The sequence below is a fragment of the Streptomyces sp. N35 genome, assembly GCF_016464295.1.
Lineage (GTDB): Bacteria > Actinomycetota > Actinomycetes > Streptomycetales > Streptomycetaceae > Streptomyces.
Genome location: NZ_JAEIMH010000046.1, coordinates 1 through 17,144 on the forward strand (window position 1 = coordinate 1; position 17,144 = coordinate 17,144).

Consider the following 17,144-nt stretch of genomic DNA (forward strand, 5'->3'; position numbering starts at 1 on the left):
ACCCGATGCGTCGCCTCGGCTTCGAGCAGCGCCTTGCGGACTTCGCCGTGGTAGCGCGGGTCCGTCTCCCCCCGCCGCAGCGCCTGCTCCACCAGCACATCGATCGCCAGCCCGTTCTCGGCATGCATCATGATCATGCCGCCGTTCGACGACGCCCGCTGCATCGCCCGCAGGATCTGCCCGTCGTCGCTGAAGAACACCCCCGGATAGGCAGTGAACAGTTTAAAGCTGGACAATCCTTCTTCTACGAGAAGATCCATCTCCTTGAGGGTCCGGTCGTTCACGTCCGACAGGATCATGTGGAACCCGTAGTCGATCGCGCAGTTGCCGTCCGCCTTCGCGTACCACGCGTCCAACCCGGCCCGCAGCGACTGGCCCTTGGTCTGCACGGCGAAGTCCACGATCGTGGTCGTGCCGCCCCACGCCGCCGCCTTCGTCCCCGTCTCGAAGGTGTCCGACGCGAACGTCCCGCCGAACGGGAGCTCCATATGCGTGTGCACGTCGACCCCGCCCGGGATCACGTACTTGTTCGTCGCGTCCAGCACCCGGTCCGCCGTCGCCGACCAATCCCGCGTGCCGGCAGCCGCGACCGCCGCGATCCGACCGTCCTCGATCAGCACATCCGCATGGATCTCATCAGCAGCCGTGATCACAAGACCGCCGGTGATCAGTTTGCGGGTCATCCTTCGCACCTCCCTGAACCGGACCCCATACGGACCCGGTGTGCTTGTGGGGTCTCTCAGTTGATGTGCACTACTACCTCAGTCACGGCCCCGAACCATCCGCCACCGCCCCCGCAGCGCCGCTGAAGCCGCAGGTCAACCGGCCTATTCAGCAAGACGATTCGCGGGTACTTCAGCGAGCAAAACCCTTGAAGCTGGTCAGGCCTTCGGCGACCAGCCAGTCCATCTCCTTCAGGGACCGCTCGTTGACGTCCGACATGATCATGTGGAAGCCGTAGTCGATCGCGCACTGACCGTCCGCTTTCGCGTGCCAGGCGTCCAGGCCCTCGCGCAGCGAACGGCCCACCGTCTGGACCGCGAAGTCGATGATCGTGGTGGTGCCGCCCCACGCGGCCGCCCGCGTCCCCGTCTCGAAGGTGTCCGAGGCGAACGTGCCGCCGAACGGCAACTCCATGTGCGTATGGGCGTCCACGCCCCCCGGGATCACATACCTGCCGGTCGCGTCGATCGTCCGCTCCGCAGTCCAGGTCTGCGTACCCGGCACGGCGAGCGCCGCGATGCGCCCGCCCTCGATCAGGACATCCGCATGGATCTCCTCGGCGGCCGTGATGACGAGCCCACCTGTGACCTGTGTACGAGTCATGTGTCAGAACTCCCCTTCGATTCGAGTGCCGCGCCCTCGCTTCTCGGGATGCGGCAACCGGTGTCCCGCCGACCGCCCTGTCGCCCAGTCGCTGATCCCCCTGACCTTCTCTCCCCGATGCGCCCCTGCCAAGAGGGCCCGCCGACCGACGGCACAAGCGGCCCGCACCCGGCGTCGGGGCGTCCCGTGCGCGATCGCCGGGCCACCGGTTTTCGATCCACCCCCACCAACGCTGATTCGCGCGACGCGTCCACCCGGCCCGTGCCACACCGCTACGGTGGGCGGGTAACGCGCAGTCAGGAAGCGGCTGTACCCGGTACTTCGCATCCGCTTCAGGAGTCGAGCTGTGTCCCTGCCCAGCTATCCGCTCGCCGGCCGCCGCGTGATCAAGGTGTACGACGTGATCGACATCGGCAACACGGCACGCGTCGAAGGCGACCTCTTCCCCCTCATCCGCGACTGCTCCGCCCAGGGTGTGGTGATCGACCTGCACGCACCGCTGCTCACCTCCACCGGCATCGATCTGCTCCTGGCGGCCCGGGACCTCGCGATACGGCACGGTCTGGCCTGGAGCGTGGTGGCCCGCCGGCCGGCCCCGCACCGGGTGACCGCCATCACCGGCACCACGTACGCACTGGGGCTGTGCGCGGATCTGAAGGAAGCACTGCGCATCGCCACACCGCCCAGCGGAAGGTGATGACCCTCAGACTGTTCCTGGCGGCCGGAGTTCGGCGAGATCCCGGACCACGGTGTGCGCGCCGTGTGCCCGCAAGCCGGCCGCCCGGCCGCCCCGGTCCACCCCGACGACATAGCCGAAGCCCCCGGCCCGTCCCGCTTCCACACCGGCGAGCGCGTCCTCGAAGACCGCTCCCGACCCGGGCTGCGCACCCAGTTCGCGCGCTGCCTCCAGGAAGGTGTCGGGGTGCGGCTTTCCGGCCAGGGCACGCTCGCGCGCCACCGCTGCGTCGATCCGTACGTCGAAGCGGTCCGCGAGGCCTACGGACCGCAGGACCTGCGCGCAGTTGGCGCTGGCGGAGACGATGGCGGTGCGCAGACCGGCCCGGCGGACGGCGTCCAGGTAGTGGACGGTTCCTTCGTAGGTCTCGACGCCGCCCTGCTCGATCTTCTTCAGCAGGACGGCGTTCTTGGCGTTCCCCAGACCGTGCACACTCTCCCGGTCGGGCGGGTCGTCCGGCGCGCCTTCGGGGAGCTCTATGCCGCGCGACGCGAGAAAGGTGCGTACGCCGTCGGCCCGCGGCCGTCCATCCACGTACTCCTCGTAGTCGGCCACCGGGTCGAAGGGGCGGAACGCCTCACCCGGGCGCCGTCGCAGGAACTCGTCGAAGGTCTCCTTCCAAGCGGCGTTGTGCACCACGGCGGTCCGGGTGACGACGCCGTCGAGATCGAACAGGCAGACACGGATGTACGCGGGCAGACCCAGTTCCGTCATGGGAACCGACTCCCCACCCGCGCCCGGGCCATGCCCCGCGGCGGCTACACCGCTCGCAGGGCACCTTCGAGAAGGGCGGCGCCCTCCTCCGCCTCCGCGACCGTCAGGGAGAGCGGCGGTGCGATCCGCAGCACGCTCGTGCTGTGGCCGCCGCCCTTGCCGATCAGGAGTCCGCCGGCCCGGGCCGCCTCGAGGACCGCAGTCGCCCGCTCGGGCGAGGGCCGGTCCGTGCCCGGTTCGCACAGTTCGATGCCGAGCATCAGACCGCGCCCGCGCACCTCCCGTACGCACGCGACCCCGGCGCACGCCGCCCGCAGCCGCTCCAGGAGCAGACCGCCGACGCGACGGGCGTTGCCCTGCAGATCGTGTTCCAGGAGGTACGTGAGGTTCGCGAGGCCCGCGGCCATCGTCACCGGGGAGCCGCCGAAGGTGGAGATGGAGTTGGCGTCGAGGCAGTTCATGACCTCGGCGCGGGCGACGACACCGCCGATGGACATACCGTTGCCGATGCCCTTGGCGAACGTGAGCATGTCGGGCGGCCCGGAGGCGGCGTGCGCCTGCCAGCCCCAGAAGTGGTCGCCGGTGCGGCCCCAGCCCGTCTGCACCTCGTCCGAGATCCACAACACCCCGCGGGCGGACAGGACTTCACGGAACGCGGCGTACAGGCCGTCGGGCGGGGAGGTGAAGCCGCCGACGCCCTGGACCGGCTCGGCGATCAGCGCGGCCGGGGGGCGGCCGTGACCGAGGAGGTCCTCCAGGTCCGCCACGCACGCGGCCACGAACTCCGCGTCGTCGAGGTGCGCGTACGGGCCGCGGGTGCGCACTCCCCCGTGCACGTACAGCGTCTGCAGCGGGGTGAGCGAGGTCGGTGACCACGCGCGGTTGCCCGTGATGCCGACCGCCGAGAACGAGCGCCCGTGGTAGCTGTTGCGCATCGCGAGGATCGCGTTCGAGTTGCGGTACAACGACGCGAGCAGCAGGGCCGTGTCATTGGCCTCCGTGCCCGACGTGGTGAAGAAGACCCGCGCGTCGGGGATACCGCTCAATGCCGCGACCCGTTCGGCGAGTTCGACCATCGGGCGGTCGAGGTAGAGCGTCGAGGAGTGGATGATGCGGCCGGCCTGTTCGGCGACCGCCTTGGTGACCTCGGGCAGGGCGTGGGCGGTCATCGTGGTGAGGATGCCGCCGAAGAAGTCCAGGTACTTGGTGCCGTCCGCACCCCACACATGGCGGCCTTCGCCGTGCGTCAGCTCGATCGGCTCGTCGTAGTAGAGGGCGAGCCAGTCGGGCAGCACCCGACGGTGGCGGTCGTGCAGCTCGGATGAGGACCCGGCGGGTGTGGGGGTCACGGCTGCACCAGCCCTTCGTACGCGTCGGGACGGCGGTCGCGGTAGAACGCCCACTGCGTGCGCACTTCCTCGATCAGGCCGAAGTCCAGGTCCCGTACGACCAGTTCCTCCGTCTTGTCGCTCGCCTTCTCGCCGACGAACTGCCCGCGCGGGTCGACGAAGTACGAGGTCCCGTAGAAGTCGTTGTCGCCGTACTCCTCCTGGCCGACCCGGTTGATCGCCGCGATGAAGTACTCGTTGGCGACCGCGGCCGCGGGCTGCTCCAGTTGCCACAGATACGCGGAAAGCCCGCGCGAGGTCGCCGAGGGGTTGTAGACCAGCTGGGCGCCGTTGAGGCCGAGTTGGCGCCATCCCTCGGGGAAGTGCCGGTCGTAGCAGATGTAGACGCCGACCTTGCCGACCGCGGTGTCGAAGACGGGCCAGCCCAGGTTCCCCGGCTTGAAGTAGTACTTCTCCCAGAAGCCCTTCACCTGCGGGATGTGGTGCTTGCGGTACTTGCCGAGATACGTGCCGTCCGCGTCGATCACGGCCGCGGTGTTGAAGTAGAAGCCGGCCTGCTCGACCTCGAAGACGGGGACGACGATCACCATCCCGGTCTCGCGCGCGAGCTCCTGCATGCGGCGCACGGTCGGCCCGTCCGGCACCGGCTCAGCCCAGCGGTAGTGCTCGGCCTCCTGCACCTGGCAGAAGTACGGGGCGTTGAACACCTCCTGGAAGCCGATCACCTGCGCACCCTGGCGCGCGGCCTCCCTGGCGTGCTCCTCATGCTTGGCGATCATGGATTCGGTGTCGCCTGTCCAGGTCGCCTGGACCAGTGCGGCGCGTACGACGGTGGCCATGAGCTGCTCCTTCGACGAGACGCTCGCTGTCGACCCCGATGAGCTCTACGCCCGTAGACGAGGGCCGTGGAGCCATGAAGGTACGACCACCGAAGGTGCGGGGCAAGACCGCCTGCGGCAAGCCCACGGCACTGATCGCGAATTCCTACTCGTACGGGTGAGCAGCGCCCGCGACAGAAGGGAATTCGGAACTACTCGCCTAGGCCCTGTACCCCGCCACCCGCAGCGCATGGGACAGATCGCGCCGACAGTTGCCCGAGACCGTCTCGGCCGCCTTGAGCAGCGGCGGGATCAGCCGGTCGGGGTCGGCGGCGACGATCCGGGCGGCCTCTTCGGGCGTACGGACCCGCAGGAACGCCTCGAGCAGCACCTCGGCCTGCACGCGGCGCCCTGCGTCCGCCATGACGAGCGCGGCCTCGCCGATCTCGGACGCGGGCCGCCCCACGCCCTGGCGGAGCAGCCGGCCCGAGTCGTCGGACCGGCCCGCCGCGGCCAGCGCGGCGGCGACCGCGACGAGGTCGGGGGGTGGCAGCGAGGCCGCTTCCCACAGCAGCGTCGCCCAGTCGGCGGCGAGCCCGGCGCGGTACAACTCCTCGGCCAGCAACGGCAGTTGCCCGGGCGGCCGGCGCGCAGCCTCACACAGCAGCGCATGCGCCTCGCCGGTACGCCCCGCGCTGCGCAGCGCGATCAGCTGGGCGACGGTGGCCGTGGTGGAGCGGGCCTCGGGTCCCGGCGCGGTACCGGGCGGCTGGCTCGGCTCGGGGACCTGGGCGTACCGCGCACCCCGCGGTGCGGACGGCGCGGCGGCCGGCGGCATCACGGAGGCATCGTCCCCGCCGGGCGCGTACCGGGCACCCCTGCGGGCGAACCGGCGGGCAGCGGCGGCCTCTTGGGCCACGTCACCGGCGGGCGCCCCCGCCCCTTGCCGCGGCGCGAAGAAGGGGTCCGCCTCCGGCGGCACGACACGGGGTTCGGGCCGCGGCCGCCCCGCCACCTGCTGCAGCCGTATCCGCAGCTCCGCCGCCCGCGCCGTGGCCCGCTCGTGGTCGTCCTGGGCCCAGGCGAGGTCGAGCCGGAGCCGCTCGGCGTCGAAGGGGGAGGCGGACTGCAGCAACTCCGCCAGTTCCGCCTGCCGTTCGGCCGCGTAGTGCTGCTCCTTGAGCATCTGGTCAAGACGCTCGCCGAGCCGCTCCCGGGCACCCGGCCGGGTGTCCACGTGGCGCAGAAGGCGCTGGTGGAGGGCGCGGGCGTGGGCCAGTTCCTGAGTGGCCGCATCGCGCCCGTAGACCGCCGCGAGGTCGTTGAGCAGCGCCTCGACCACATCCCACGGCGGCGCCTCGCGGCCCTGCAGACAGGCTCGCATGCCGTCCGGATCGCGGCGCAGGAACACCCCGCACCAGCCGCCGTCCTGGTCGATCCGCCCGACCAGCCCTCTCAGATAGTCCGCGAACTCCCGCGCAGGGTCCGCGTGTTGCCCCGCCGCCATGTCTCCCCCACCTGCGAGCCTGCTCCTGAGCCCCCGTCTGCGCCCCGACGCCCGGCAGGCTCTGACTGGACCGTTCCGGTCCGCGTGTGCGGCAGCATTCCACACCCGGCGTGTTACGGGGCGGCTACGCCCGGTTTTCGTAGGGACACATGAGAGAACGCGCGCGGGTGCGTGCGCCACGCGGGTCAGACCTGTGTCACCCGCACGGCGATCCCGCTGTGCGGCCGCTTCCCGAGCCGCGCGATCATCGCCGGGTAGTCGACCATCCAGTACTGCCACTTGTACTTGCGCGAAAGCAGCCGCCGCACCTTCGGCATCTCGCTCTCCTCGAGCAGGGTCGCCGTCCCTTCGGCGCTCACCGCTCCCTCGGCGACCCGTCCGCGCACATCGCACGCGGTGACGACGACCCGCTTGTCGTTACGGAGCCGCTTCACCTTCCACGTGTCGGTCTTGGTCCACACGTACAGGAGCGTGCCGTCACTGACGACCCAGACCGGCGTGGAGACGGGAGTGCCGTTCTTGCGGTACGTGGTGAGCGAGATGTAGCGGGAACGGCCGAGGGCCTCAAGGGCGTCGCTGGTCATGACAGGCGACCCTATCCGTACAGGTGGCGAGGCGGGCGCCGTGCGTGAGCGTCTCCCAGGCCACGAAGAGATCGTCGGTCCCGGCCGGCCGCATCGAGGCCGCCAGCTTCTCCCCGTACGGCATCGAAAGCCCGAGCCGTCCCCGCAGATGGTGCAGCGCCACCTCCAGATCGGGCCCCATGGTGAGCTGCGGCCTGCCTCCGCACAGCGCCTTCGGCACGGGCTCGCCGAGCGAAAAGCGGGCGTGCAACTCGACGGTGGCGCGCAGCCGTTCCCGTACCTCGCCGTAGAGGTCCACGCCTTGGTGGTGGGCGGTCTCGGCGGCGTGCGCGGTCGCGGCCAGCGCGTAGCCGACGTGCTGGAAGTTGCGGCAGGACTCCTGCGCGAGCCCGTCCACAAAGGTGCGCTGCCCGAACCAGAACTGCCGGATCTCCTCGGGTGTGTCCGCCTTCCCGCCGGGTGGCGCGAGGGGTACCGGGCCGTCGCCGCGCAGATAGAAGTACGCGGGGACGCGGGCCCTGAAGCGGCGTACGGCCTCGTCGAAGACCCGGCGTTCGTCGAGGAAGACACCGATGGCCATCGTGGCGTCGATCATCGTCAGATCCCAGTTGCCGTTGTAGTCGGCGACCTCCTCGGCGTATTCACCGAGATAGGCGTGGCGCAGCATCCGTCCGAAGCGGAAGGCGTCCGCCGCGGGCCAGCCCTCGTAGGTGTGCCGCATCAGTTCGGCGGCCCGCGCCCAGGTCGAGCCCGACCAGGCGGCCTGGAGCGCGGAGTTGCCCTCCGTATGGTCGGTCATCACCTTCGACCAGGCGTCCATGATGCGCACGGCTCGGCGGGCGTGGGCGGGGTCGCGGGTGACGGTGTAGAGCAGCGCCTGGGTGTACGCGGCGATCGCGTCCTCGCGTTCGGCGGTGCAGGCGGGCGGGTTCTTGTACGGCGGACAGGCGACGGTCTTGTACGGGTGCGGCCGGTAGTCGTCGGCCGAGTAACGGCTCTCCTTCATCCGGCGGTACGCGGACGCCTGAGGTTCCCTGCCCTCCTCGACGTTCCGCCGCAGGGTGTCGATCTGGTCGAGGTCGAGCAGCACACCCGGATGCTGGAACCCGGAGCGGATGTCGGCGGGCGGCGGAGGCGGCGGTGCGGCGGCCGGCAGACCCGCGACCAGTACGGCCAGGGCGATCAGGAGCTTCATTTCACGGGCTCCCCACCGTGCGTCAGCGTCTCCCACGCCACGAACAAGTTGTCCGTGCCGGCCGGCCGCATCTCACCGGCCAGGCGCCGCGCGTGCGGCAGCCGCAGACCGAGACGGTTCTGCAGATGGTTCAGGGCGACCTCGGCATCGGGACCCATGGTGAGCGTGAGCCGTCCGCCGCACAGCCACTCGGGACCTGCCTCCACCTCGCCGACCTGGTACTGGGCGTGCAACTCCAGGGCGGCGCCCAGCCGTTCGGCCACGTCCTTGTACAGGTCGACGCCCTGCACACGGGCCGTCTCGGCGACATGCGCGGTGGCGGCGATCGCGTAGCCGACATGCTCGAAGTTGCGGCAGGTCTCCTGCGCCAGACCGTCCACGAACTTCTCCTGTCCGAACCAGTAGCGCGTCAACTCCTCACGGCTGTCCACCAGTCCGCCCGGCGGGCTCTTGGGGCGCGGTCCGTCGGAGCGCAGATAGAAGTACGCCGGGACCCGCTGCCGTACCCGGGCGACGGCCCGTTCGAACACGGCGCGGTCGTCGAGGAAGACCCCGATGCTCGCGGCAGCGTCGGCCATGACCAGGTCCCAGTTGCCGTTGCGGCCGAGCGAACCGCCCGCGACCTGGGGCAGATAGACCTCGCGCAGCATCCGGTCGAAGCGCGCCACGTTCTCGTCCGGCCAGCCCTTGTGGACGTACCGCATGATCTCCCCGGCCCGCGCCCACACCGACCCCGCCCAGGCGGCCTGCAGTCCGGAGTTGCCCGCGCTGTGGCCGCGCAGCGTCCCCGACCAGAGGTCCATGATCTCAAGTGCCTTGCGGGCATGGGCTTTTTCCCGCGTGACGGCCCACATCAGGGCATGGGTGTACGCGGCGATCGCGTCCTCGCGCTCCTGCACGCAGCCCCGCCCGGGCCGGTCGCCGGGCGGGCAGACGACCTCGGTCTGCGGCTGGACGAAGTACCACAGGGACGCATAGCGGCTGGCCCGCATCGCGTCGAAGGCCGAGGCATACGGTTCCTCGCCGGCCCGCACCCGGGCGCGGACGAAGTCGAGCCGGCCGCGGTCGAGCAGCGCACCGGGATGCTGCAACGGGCGCGGTGCGGGAGCGGTCGAGACCAGGAGCGGCAGAAGGACGGCGGCGAGCACGGCACGCACGAGAGCCAGGGGACGGACCATACGGGCAGCCTGCGCCCGGCCGGGGCGGGGCGCAGGATCTGTTACTCCCCCTGCGCGTACTCCTCGGACACACCGAGAATCTCCTCGCGGTGGGCGCGCGTCCACCGCGAGGAGGTGATCCATCGGGTCGAGCAGGGCGCGGCCGAGGGCCGTGAGCACGTACTCGACGCGCGGCGGGTTCTCGTCGTACGCGGTTCGGGTCACCCAGCCGTCGCGCTCCATGGCGCGCAGCGTCTCGGTGAGCACCTTCGGCGAGACCCGGTGCAGCGGCACCTTGAGTTCGGTGAAACGGCGCGGCCCGGCTTCGAGACAGCGCAGGAGCATGGCGCTCCATTTGTCGCCGACGCGGAAGGGCATCCGGTGCCCGCAGTCGGCGTCGAACATGTCCGCGCTCAGCGGCTCGATCCGGCTCATACGGGAAGCGTACGAGGTCGCGGGCGAGGGCCGGTTCCCTTGAAGTAACCGGCACTCGGCGTTCTACGGTCCTGCCCTCGACCAAGCAACCCAGGGGGTTCCCATGAGCAAGATCGTGATCTTCGGCGCCGGCGGCCGGGTGGGCAGGGCGACGGTGGCGGAGGCGGTGCGCCGCGGTCACACGGTGACGGCGGTGGTGCGCGACCCGGCCATGTACGCGGACCTCGGCGGGGATCAGGTCGCCGTCGTACGCGGCGATGTCACCGACGCCGCCGCGGTGGCCGCGCTCGTGGCGGGTCACGACGCGGCGGTCAACGCCTCGGCGCGGCTCGACGTACCGTCCGAGGAGTACTTCACGGCGGCGGCCCGCGCGCTGGTCACCGGCCTGGGCAAGGCGGGCGTGCCCCGTCTGCTCGTCCTCGGGATCGCGTCGACCCTGGAGACCTCGCCCGGGATACGGATCATGGACGATCCGGACTTCCCCGAGGAGTACCGGATGTTCTCGCAGGGCCACGTCGCGGAGTTCGAGCTGCTGTGTGAACAGGCGGACGGGCTCGACTGGTTGATGGTGATACCTCCGCTGGACCTCAGCTCCGAGGTCCCGGCGACCGGCACATACCGCACCGCCGTCGGCACGGTGATCGAGGGCGAGGGCCGGATCGCCCACGCGGACCTGGCGGTCGCGCTGCTCGACGAGATCGACCGGCCCTCACATCACAGGGTGCAGTTGGCGGTCTCGTCCTGATCGGAAGGTCGCGGATCCGGCACCGGGGCCGTTCAGTTGGGCACGAACCCCAGGTGCACCGGACGCTCGGCCGACTTGAGCACGGCCGCCAACTGCGGGGGCCAGAGCGCCTCTTGCGTGGTCTCGAGGTCGGCCGGCGTCCACCACCGCGCCCCGAGGATCCCGTCCGCCGCATGCGCCTGGGCCACCTCGGGGCCGAGGTCACGGAGCGGGCCCTGGCTCACGTAGATGTGCTCGTGCTGCCGTACGGGCACACCGGCACGGGTGAAGTCGTGCTCCCAGGTGCACAGGAGCTCGCCGAGGACGAGGTCGCGCCAGCCGGTCTCCTCGTGCAGTTCGCGCAGGGCGCCCTCGCGCGGTGACTCGCCCTCGTCCAGGCCGCCGCCGGGCATCGCCCAGTGCGGGCCGACCTCTTCGTTGTCGTAACGGAGCAGGAAGAGCGCGCCGCCGGGCGCGAGGACCGCGACGCGGGCGGCGGCGCGCGGGGTCCGGGTCACGCGGGCAGCGGGGAGCAGCGGGTGAGCACCTCGTCCAAGGAGAGTCCGAGGGCTTCGGCCAGCGCGGCGACCGTGAAGAACGCCGGGGTCGGGGCCCGGCCGGTCTCGATCTTGCGGAGGGTCTCGGCGGAGAGTCCGGCGACCGTGGCCACCTCGTTCATGCTGCGGGAGCCGCGGGCCTCGCGGAGCAGACGGCCGAGACGCTCGCCGCGCTCGCGCTCTTCGGGGGTGAGAGGGGTGCGCACCATGCCGTTATTCTAATACCGCCCGGGTGCGTTATTACTATACCGCTCCGACCGGTATAGTAATTGGCATGGTAGAGATCAAAACGGATCAGTCCCTCGAGGCCATGCGCGAGGCCGGGCGCGTGGTCGCCCAAGGGCTCACGGCGGTGCGCGAGGCGGCTCATATCGGCAGCACGCTGCGGGAACTCGACGAGGTGGCGCACGAGGTGCTGCGCGAGGCGGGCGCGTCCTCGCCGTTCCTGCACTACAAGCCCGCCTTCGCACCCACCCCGTTCCCGGCCGTGATCTGCGCATCGGTCAATGACGCGATCGTGCACGGCATCCCGGACGACTACCGGCTGCACGACGGCGACCTCGTCTCCATCGACTTCGGCGCCAAGCTCGACGGCTGGGCGGGCGACTCCGCGATCAGCTTCACGGTCGGCACCCCGCGGCCCGAGGACACCCGGCTCGTCGAGACGGCCTTCGCCGCGCTGGACGCCGGTATCGCGGCGGCCACCGTCGGCAACCGCATCGGCGATATCGCCCACGCGATCGGCACGGTCTGCCGCAAGGCGGGCTACGGGATTCCGGAGGGCTTCGGCGGCCATGGCATCGGCCGCCAGATGCACGAGGACCCGTCCGTGCCGAACGAGGGCCGGCCGGGGCGCGGAATGGCGCTCAAGCACGGCATGGTGCTCGCGATCGAGCCGATGCTGATCAGCGGCGGCACCGACCGCTACTACGAGGACCGCGACGGCTGGACCCTGCGCACGGTGGACGGCAGCCGCGCCGCGCACGCCGAGCACACGGTGGCGATCACGGACGACGGTCCGCGGATCCTGACCGTCCTCTGAACACTCAGCGCCCGGCGGCCCTTTGAGCACCTCAGCGTCCGACGGTCCTCTGAGCACTTCAGCGTCCGACGGCCCTCTGAGCACTTCAGCGCCCGGCGACGAACTTCCGCGCGAGCGACTGCCCGAGCCGCACCGCCTCCCGGTGGTTCTCGATCGGCCGCACACGGGAGTCGCGGAAGAAGATGTACGTGGCTCCGCCGTCGGCGCCCCCGTGCACCGGGTGCGGATCGATGCCCAGCGCACGGGCCGTGGCGTAGGAGGCCTCCCCGATCAGATCGGTGGGCCCGGTGTCACCTACGACGGCGTACTGGACCTTGCCCCGGTAGATCACGGCCACCACTCCCCCGCCGTGCACGCCCCACCGGCGGTGGTCCCAGGCCTTGCTCGGACCGGGCACGACGACATACGGCAGGGCGGCAGAGTCCAGCTGTCGCCCTGCCGAGTCCTGGAACGCGGTCGTGGGCAGGAAGAACGGGTCGGTCCTCTTGTTGCACGCGCGGCTCGGGCGGCCGTCGCAGTCGATGTCCAGATCGGCCTTCCAGAAGACGGCGTCCTTGGCCCCGCACACGGGGATGTCCGCGCGTGCGCCGTCGTCGGTGCGGTAGCGCCCAGCCGACACGGGATGGCAGCTCCGCACCTTCGCCAGAAGCGCACCGGCCGGGACCGGTCCCTCCTGGGCACTCGCCGGAGGGATCGCCGCGGCGAGCAGCACCGGGGCAAGGACGACCGGCAGGACACCACGCAAGGGACCACTCCTCGACGAGTCACGGGGCGCCGGGGCCGTCGGCGCACACCCGGCCCACCCTCACCGACCCCCGTCCGCCTCGCACCTTTTACTGCCCCGTCGGCCCCGTTTCCCGACGTATCGCACCTTGCCGGAAACACCCCGCGGCCCGCGCGGAAGGCGCCGGGGGGACCCTCGAACAGGGGTCCGGCGGCCCGCTAGAGTGCGCGCCCATGAATGAAGTCCTGCGCAATGTCGTCATCGGTGTGGTCGTCGTCGCGATCGCCATAGCCGTCGGCTGGTATGCCCGTACGTATCTGTGGCGCCGCAAGCTCAGACGCAAGCAGGCCTTCTTCGGTCTCCCGCAGAACTCCGAGTCCCTGCTCGTCGTGAACCGCGACGCGGGCGGACCCGACCTGATGATCTCGCGCAACGATGTCTTCGCGCTGCTCGAACTGTCCGCGCTCATCAAGGACTGCGGCGCGCACTCCCAGCTCATCACGCATGACTCGGCCCAGCAGGGCTTCGGTGAACGCACCGAGTTCTGTGTCGGCGGCCCTTCGTCGAACCGGCGTATGGCCGCGCACATGCATTCGCTCCTGCCCGGCGTCCGCGTCAACACGGACCCCGAACCGGGTCCGGACCGCGGCGCGTTCCAGATCGGTTCCGAGCGCTACCGCATGGAGCCCGGCATCACCGAGTACGTGGTCCTCGCCCGCCTCACCGCAGGCCAGGGACGCGAGGCCCGCCCGGTCTTCCTCTTCTGCGGCCAGCGCGCCATCACCAACCAGGCGGCCACGCGCTACCTCGCCAAGCACCACGAGCGCCTGACCCGCAAGTACGGCGGCAACTCCTTCGTGCTGCTCCTGAAGGTCGTCAACTCCCAGGCGTACGGCCCGGACGTGGTCGAACTGGTCGCGGACGTGACCCGCGCCGCCCAGGAGCAGGCCCCCGCCCCGAAGAACTCCCACCGCGCGAAGCAGTAGCGTCACGGGACTTGGCGCCACCCGCGCGTACCGGGATCATGCGGCCCCATGACCGATGCATCGACCAACAAGAGCTGGCCGGGCCCCCTCACGGCGATCACCCTCTTCGCCGAGGACCTCGCCGCGGCCAAGGAGTTCTACCAGCGGGCCTTCGGCTTGCCCGTGCACTACGAGAACGACACCTCGGCCGTCTTCCGGTTCGGCGGCACCCTGATCAACATCATCGACGTGGGCGGGGCACCCGAGCTGATCGCTCCCGCGCCGGTCGCGGACCCCAAGGCCGGCTCCCGTCTGCAGTTCACGCTGACCGTGGACGATGTGGACGCGATGTGCGAGGAGCTCGAGGCGCGCGGGGTGAGTCTGCTGAACGGCCCGTTGGACCGGCCCTGGGGCATCCGCACGGCCGCCTTCCAGGACCCCGCGGGGCACATCTGGGAGATCGCCTCCTGACATGGCAGGCGACTTCGTCTCCTGACATGGCAAGGGACTTAGGTCCCCAACGCCCCGCCGAAGGGCACCGGCCGCCCCCACGGCGGAGACTTTGCCTGAATTACCGAGATTTTTCCGCGCAATTCGCAACCTCGGGACCCGCATGCGACTCCTCCCCCACGGACACCACCCCCTGGAGGAGGACCCTGTGAGCCGCACCCGCCGCCACCCCCTGCCCCGCAAGGCCCGTACCGCCGCACTCGCCGGCACCGCGGTGCTCGCGGTCGCGCTCAGCGCCTGTTCCGGCAGCGGGGGCGACGGGAAGGGCGAGCTGGCAGCCGGACAGGACGCCAGGATCTCGGTGAACCTCACCGGCGACAGCGCGAAGCCTGGCGAGCCGGTGAAGGTGACGGCCACGGAGGGCACGCTCAAGGACGTCGCGGTGCGGGACGCCGAGGGCGCCGCGCTCGCCGGCCGGATATCCGGCGACGGGAAGACCTGGACCTCCCAGCGCGTGGCCGTGCCCGGCGCCACGTACACGGTCACCGCGAAGGACGACAAGGGCCGCGCGGCCAAGCAGCAGTTCAGCACGCGGGCCGCGGACCAGGTCAACAAGCTGGACTTCAACTTCAAGGCCGGCTCCACCGTGGGCACCGCGATGCCGATCTCCATCAAGTTCGACCACCCCGTCAAGAACAAGGCCGCGGTGGAGAAGCAGCTGAAGGTCACCACCGACAACAACACCGTGGGCTCCTGGGGCTGGTACCAGGACCAGGCCGGACACCAGCGGGTCGACTGGCGCCCCGAGACGTACTGGAAACCCGGCACGAAGGTGAAGCTCGACGCGGACCTCGACGGGATCGACTCGGGCGGGGGCGGCTGGTTCGTCCGCGACTACGACAACGAGTTCACCATCGGCAAGGACCAGCAGATCAAGGTCGACCTCGGTACCAAGCAGCTGCAGCTCGTCCGGGAGGGTCAGGTCGTCAAGTCGATCCCGGTCGCGGCGGGCACACCCGGCGGCGAGAAGGCCTCCTGGGACGGGAAGATGGTGCTGATGCGCAAGGAGGGCACCATCCGGATGACATCCGAGTCGGTGGGCCTCGGCGACGCCTACGACAAGATGGTCCGCGACTCGATGCGCCTGACCGACTCGGGCATGTACATCCACGCGGCGCCCTGGAACACGGGCAACTACGGCCGGGTCAACAACAGTTCGGGCTGCGTCGGCATGAGCGACGGCGACGCCGACTGGCTCTACGCCCAGGTGCAGCCGGGCGACCTGGTGCAGGTCACGGGCCCGGGCTCGAAGGGCCGGGCCGAGCTGGGCAACGGCTATGCGCAGTGGAACATGAGCTGGGCCGACTGGCAGGCCAAGAGCGCTCTCCACGGTCAGGGCGAGGGCGCCGACTAATCTTTACCAGCGCGTAACTTACCGGCGGGTTACCTCGGGTAAGGAACTGACGTTACCGTCAGGTCACTTTGCACTGACACAGTGAGGAGTGACCCGTGGGACTTCCCCGCAGAGCCCTGCGTACCACCTCGATCAGTTCGCTCTCCGCGGCCCTCGTCGCGGGCGCCGCCTTCGGTCTGGCCCCGGCCACGGCCCAGGCGGCGCCCGCGACTCAGGTTTCAGCGGCAGCAGATGTACGGTTCGTCGACATCCCCGGCGACGGCGGCACCGTACTCAAGGGCAATGTCTTCACCCCGGCCGGCGCGAAGGCGGGCCAGAAGTTCCCCGCCATCGTGCTGCCCACCAGCTGGGCCGTGCCGCAGATCGAGTACGTCGCGCAGGCCCAGAGGCTCGCCGACTCCGGCTATGTCGTGGTGAGTTACAACTCCCGCGGCTTCTGGCAGTCCGGCGGCAATATCGAGGTGGCCGGCGCCCCGGATATCGCCGACGCCTCCCGCGTCATCGACTGGACCCTCGCCAACACCCCGACCGACCCGGACAAGGTCGGCATGGCCGGTGTCTCGTACGGCGCGGGCATCTCGCTGCTCGCCGCAGCCCATGACAAGCGCGTCAAAGCGGTCGGCGCGATCAGCGGCTGGGCCGACCTCATCGAATCGATCTACTCGGGCCGCACCCAGCACTCCCAGGCGGCCGGCCTCCTCACGGGCGCGGGCTTCCTGACGGGCCGCCCGAGCCCCGAACTCCAGCAGGTCATGAAGGACTTCCTCGGCTCGAACCTGGCCAAGGAGCAGGACATGATCGAGTGGGGCAGGAAGCGCTCACCCGCCACGTATCTCGACCAGCTCAACGCCAACAAGCCCGCGGTGCTGCTCGCGAACGCCTGGGGCGACACGATCTTCCCGCCCAACCAGTACGCCGAGTTCTACGAGCAGCTCAAGGTCCCCAAGCGCCTGGAGTTCCGCCCGGGCGACCACGCCACGGCCGAGGCGACGGGCCTGCTCGGCCTGCCCAATGACGTATGGACGAACACACAGCGCTGGTTCGACCGCTATCTCAAGGGCGTGGACAACGGCATCGACCGCGAGCAGCCGGTCCAGCTCAAGTCCCGCTCCACGGGCGCATACGAGGGCTATGCGGACTGGAAGTCGGTCGGCACGGCCACTGAGCGCATCCCGCTGAACGACACCGAAAAGGTGCTCGCGAACGTCGACTCGGGCGCCAACGGCGGCATCGTGCTGCTCTCCAACGCCCTCGACCAGTTCCTCAAACTCCCGCCCACCGCGTCGATCCCGCTGCTTCCGCGCACGTTCGCGGGCGTCTGGCAGTCGCAGCGGTACTCAAGTGCGCAGCAGGTGCGCGGCAACGTGAAGGTGCACACCACCGTCAGCAGCACGAAGCCGAGCGGCACCCTCGTCGCGTATCTCTACGACGTGGGGCCGCTCGGCGT

General features: G+C 70.3%; 18 protein-coding genes and 1 pseudogene. 7 read left to right on the forward strand and 12 right to left on the reverse strand.

Translation table 11 applies throughout. The annotated features are described in order from the left end of the window. Positions 1-683, reverse strand: a 683-nt coding sequence (locus JAO81_RS24130) for an amidohydrolase family protein (protein ID WP_199550015.1), incomplete at its 3' end; no start/stop codon positions are given. Between the two features lie 181 nt (positions 684-864). Then, positions 865-1,326 (reverse strand): annotated as a pseudogene (locus JAO81_RS24135) (amidohydrolase family protein); the annotation flags it as partial. Positions 1,327-1,672: 346 nt separating this feature from the next. On the opposite strand from JAO81_RS24135, the gene JAO81_RS24140 reads away from it, so the two are divergent. After that, complete coding sequence (locus tag JAO81_RS24140) at positions 1,673-2,023, forward strand: hypothetical protein (protein WP_199550016.1); 351 nt, start codon at positions 1,673-1,675, stop codon at positions 2,021-2,023. 6 nt (positions 2,024-2,029) lie between these two features. On the opposite strand, the gene JAO81_RS24145 is transcribed toward JAO81_RS24140, so the two are convergent. The 7 genes from JAO81_RS24145 to JAO81_RS24175 form a co-directional block, all read right to left on the reverse strand. Further along, complete coding sequence (locus JAO81_RS24145) at positions 2,030-2,776, reverse strand: HAD family phosphatase (protein ID WP_199550017.1); 747 nt, start codon at positions 2,774-2,776, stop codon at positions 2,030-2,032. Between the two features lie 44 nt (positions 2,777-2,820). After that, positions 2,821-4,125, reverse strand: a complete 1,305-nt coding sequence (locus JAO81_RS24150; protein ID WP_199550018.1) for an aspartate aminotransferase family protein — start codon at positions 4,123-4,125, stop codon at positions 2,821-2,823. Next, on the reverse strand, positions 4,122-4,964 hold the full coding sequence (locus JAO81_RS24155; RefSeq protein WP_199550019.1) for a nitrilase-related carbon-nitrogen hydrolase: 843 nt from the start codon (positions 4,962-4,964) through the stop codon (positions 4,122-4,124). Before JAO81_RS24155 ends, JAO81_RS24150 begins: the two co-directional genes overlap by 4 nt. A 199-nt stretch (positions 4,965-5,163) precedes the next feature. Next, complete coding sequence (locus tag JAO81_RS24160) at positions 5,164-6,450, reverse strand: hypothetical protein (RefSeq protein WP_199550020.1); 1,287 nt, start codon at positions 6,448-6,450, stop codon at positions 5,164-5,166. A 185-nt stretch (positions 6,451-6,635) separates the two neighbouring features. Continuing rightward, positions 6,636-7,034, reverse strand: a complete 399-nt coding sequence (locus tag JAO81_RS24165; RefSeq protein WP_199550021.1) for a PPOX class F420-dependent oxidoreductase — start codon at positions 7,032-7,034, stop codon at positions 6,636-6,638. Next, positions 7,015-8,229, reverse strand: coding sequence for an alginate lyase family protein (locus JAO81_RS24170; protein WP_199550022.1), 1,215 nt, complete (start codon positions 8,227-8,229; stop codon positions 7,015-7,017). The genes JAO81_RS24165 and JAO81_RS24170 overlap by 20 nt, the downstream gene beginning before the upstream one ends. Then, positions 8,226-9,821: a winged helix-turn-helix transcriptional regulator gene (locus JAO81_RS24175; protein WP_199550023.1), complete on the reverse strand. Its 1,596-nt coding sequence runs from the start codon at positions 9,819-9,821 to the stop codon at positions 8,226-8,228. The genes JAO81_RS24170 and JAO81_RS24175 overlap by 4 nt, the downstream gene beginning before the upstream one ends. Before the next feature lie 103 nt (positions 9,822-9,924). Here JAO81_RS24175 and JAO81_RS24180 point away from each other — a divergent pair, with 103 nt between their 5' ends. Continuing rightward, positions 9,925-10,566: an NAD(P)-dependent oxidoreductase gene (locus JAO81_RS24180; protein ID WP_199550024.1), complete on the forward strand. Its 642-nt coding sequence runs from the start codon at positions 9,925-9,927 to the stop codon at positions 10,564-10,566. A 32-nt stretch (positions 10,567-10,598) separates the two neighbouring features. Here the strand turns inward: JAO81_RS24180 and JAO81_RS24185 are convergent, their stop codons facing one another. Together JAO81_RS24185 and JAO81_RS24190 are read right to left on the reverse strand one after the other, a co-directional pair. Next, positions 10,599-11,063, reverse strand: a complete 465-nt coding sequence (locus tag JAO81_RS24185; RefSeq protein WP_307813610.1) for an NUDIX domain-containing protein — start codon at positions 11,061-11,063, stop codon at positions 10,599-10,601. Then, complete coding sequence (locus JAO81_RS24190; RefSeq protein WP_199550025.1) at positions 11,060-11,311, reverse strand: helix-turn-helix domain-containing protein; 252 nt, start codon at positions 11,309-11,311, stop codon at positions 11,060-11,062. Before JAO81_RS24190 ends, JAO81_RS24185 begins: the two co-directional genes overlap by 4 nt. 65 nt (positions 11,312-11,376) lie before the next feature. Between JAO81_RS24190 and map the strand changes: the two genes are divergently transcribed. After that, positions 11,377-12,144, forward strand: coding sequence for a type I methionyl aminopeptidase (gene map, locus JAO81_RS24195; RefSeq protein WP_199550026.1), 768 nt, complete (start codon positions 11,377-11,379; stop codon positions 12,142-12,144). 85 nt (positions 12,145-12,229) lie between these two features. Here the strand turns inward: map and JAO81_RS24200 are convergent, their stop codons facing one another. Next, the gene (locus JAO81_RS24200) at positions 12,230-12,889 is read right to left on the reverse strand and encodes a glycoside hydrolase family 75 protein (protein WP_199550027.1); all 660 of its coding nucleotides are present in this window, start codon (positions 12,887-12,889) and stop codon (positions 12,230-12,232) included. A 212-nt stretch (positions 12,890-13,101) separates the two neighbouring features. Here JAO81_RS24200 and JAO81_RS24205 point away from each other — a divergent pair, with 212 nt between their 5' ends. The 4 genes from JAO81_RS24205 to JAO81_RS24220 all read left to right on the forward strand — a co-directional run. Beyond that, positions 13,102-13,854 carry a hypothetical protein gene (locus tag JAO81_RS24205; protein ID WP_199550028.1) on the forward strand — a complete coding sequence of 251 codons (753 nt, stop codon included), beginning with the start codon at positions 13,102-13,104 and terminating at the stop codon, positions 13,852-13,854. A 48-nt stretch (positions 13,855-13,902) separates the two neighbouring features. Continuing rightward, entirely contained in the window at positions 13,903-14,304 is a 402-nt protein-coding gene (locus tag JAO81_RS24210; protein ID WP_199550029.1) for a VOC family protein, read from the forward strand. 187 nt (positions 14,305-14,491) lie between these two features. After that, positions 14,492-15,697: an Ig-like domain-containing protein gene (locus tag JAO81_RS24215; RefSeq protein ID WP_307813611.1), complete on the forward strand. Its 1,206-nt coding sequence runs from the start codon at positions 14,492-14,494 to the stop codon at positions 15,695-15,697. Between the two features lie 95 nt (positions 15,698-15,792). Beyond that, positions 15,793-17,144 (forward strand): CocE/NonD family hydrolase (locus tag JAO81_RS24220; RefSeq protein ID WP_307813612.1); only part of this gene is annotated, 1,352 nt, incomplete at its 3' end.

Coding starts and splice junctions, on each gene's coding strand:
- JAO81_RS24180 (WP_199550024.1), top strand. CDS start 9,925: ATGAGCAAGATCGTGATCTTCGGCGCCGGCGGCCGGGTGGGCAGGGCG.
- JAO81_RS24205 (WP_199550028.1), top strand. CDS start 13,102: ATGAATGAAGTCCTGCGCAATGTCGTCATCGGTGTGGTCGTCGTCGCG.
- JAO81_RS24145 (WP_199550017.1), bottom strand. CDS start 2,776: ATGACGGAACTGGGTCTGCCCGCGTACATCCGTGTCTGCCTGTTCGAT.
- JAO81_RS24190 (WP_199550025.1), bottom strand. CDS start 11,311: ATGGTGCGCACCCCTCTCACCCCCGAAGAGCGCGAGCGCGGCGAGCGT.
- map (WP_199550026.1), top strand. CDS start 11,377: ATGGTAGAGATCAAAACGGATCAGTCCCTCGAGGCCATGCGCGAGGCC.
- JAO81_RS24155 (WP_199550019.1), bottom strand. CDS start 4,964: ATGGCCACCGTCGTACGCGCCGCACTGGTCCAGGCGACCTGGACAGGC.
- JAO81_RS24175 (WP_199550023.1), bottom strand. CDS start 9,821: ATGAGCCGGATCGAGCCGCTGAGCGCGGACATGTTCGACGCCGACTGC.
- JAO81_RS24170 (WP_199550022.1), bottom strand. CDS start 8,229: ATGAAGCTCCTGATCGCCCTGGCCGTACTGGTCGCGGGTCTGCCGGCC.
- JAO81_RS24165 (WP_199550021.1), bottom strand. CDS start 7,034: ATGACCAGCGACGCCCTTGAGGCCCTCGGCCGTTCCCGCTACATCTCG.
- JAO81_RS24160 (WP_199550020.1), bottom strand. CDS start 6,450: ATGGCGGCGGGGCAACACGCGGACCCTGCGCGGGAGTTCGCGGACTAT.
- JAO81_RS24210 (WP_199550029.1), top strand. CDS start 13,903: ATGACCGATGCATCGACCAACAAGAGCTGGCCGGGCCCCCTCACGGCG.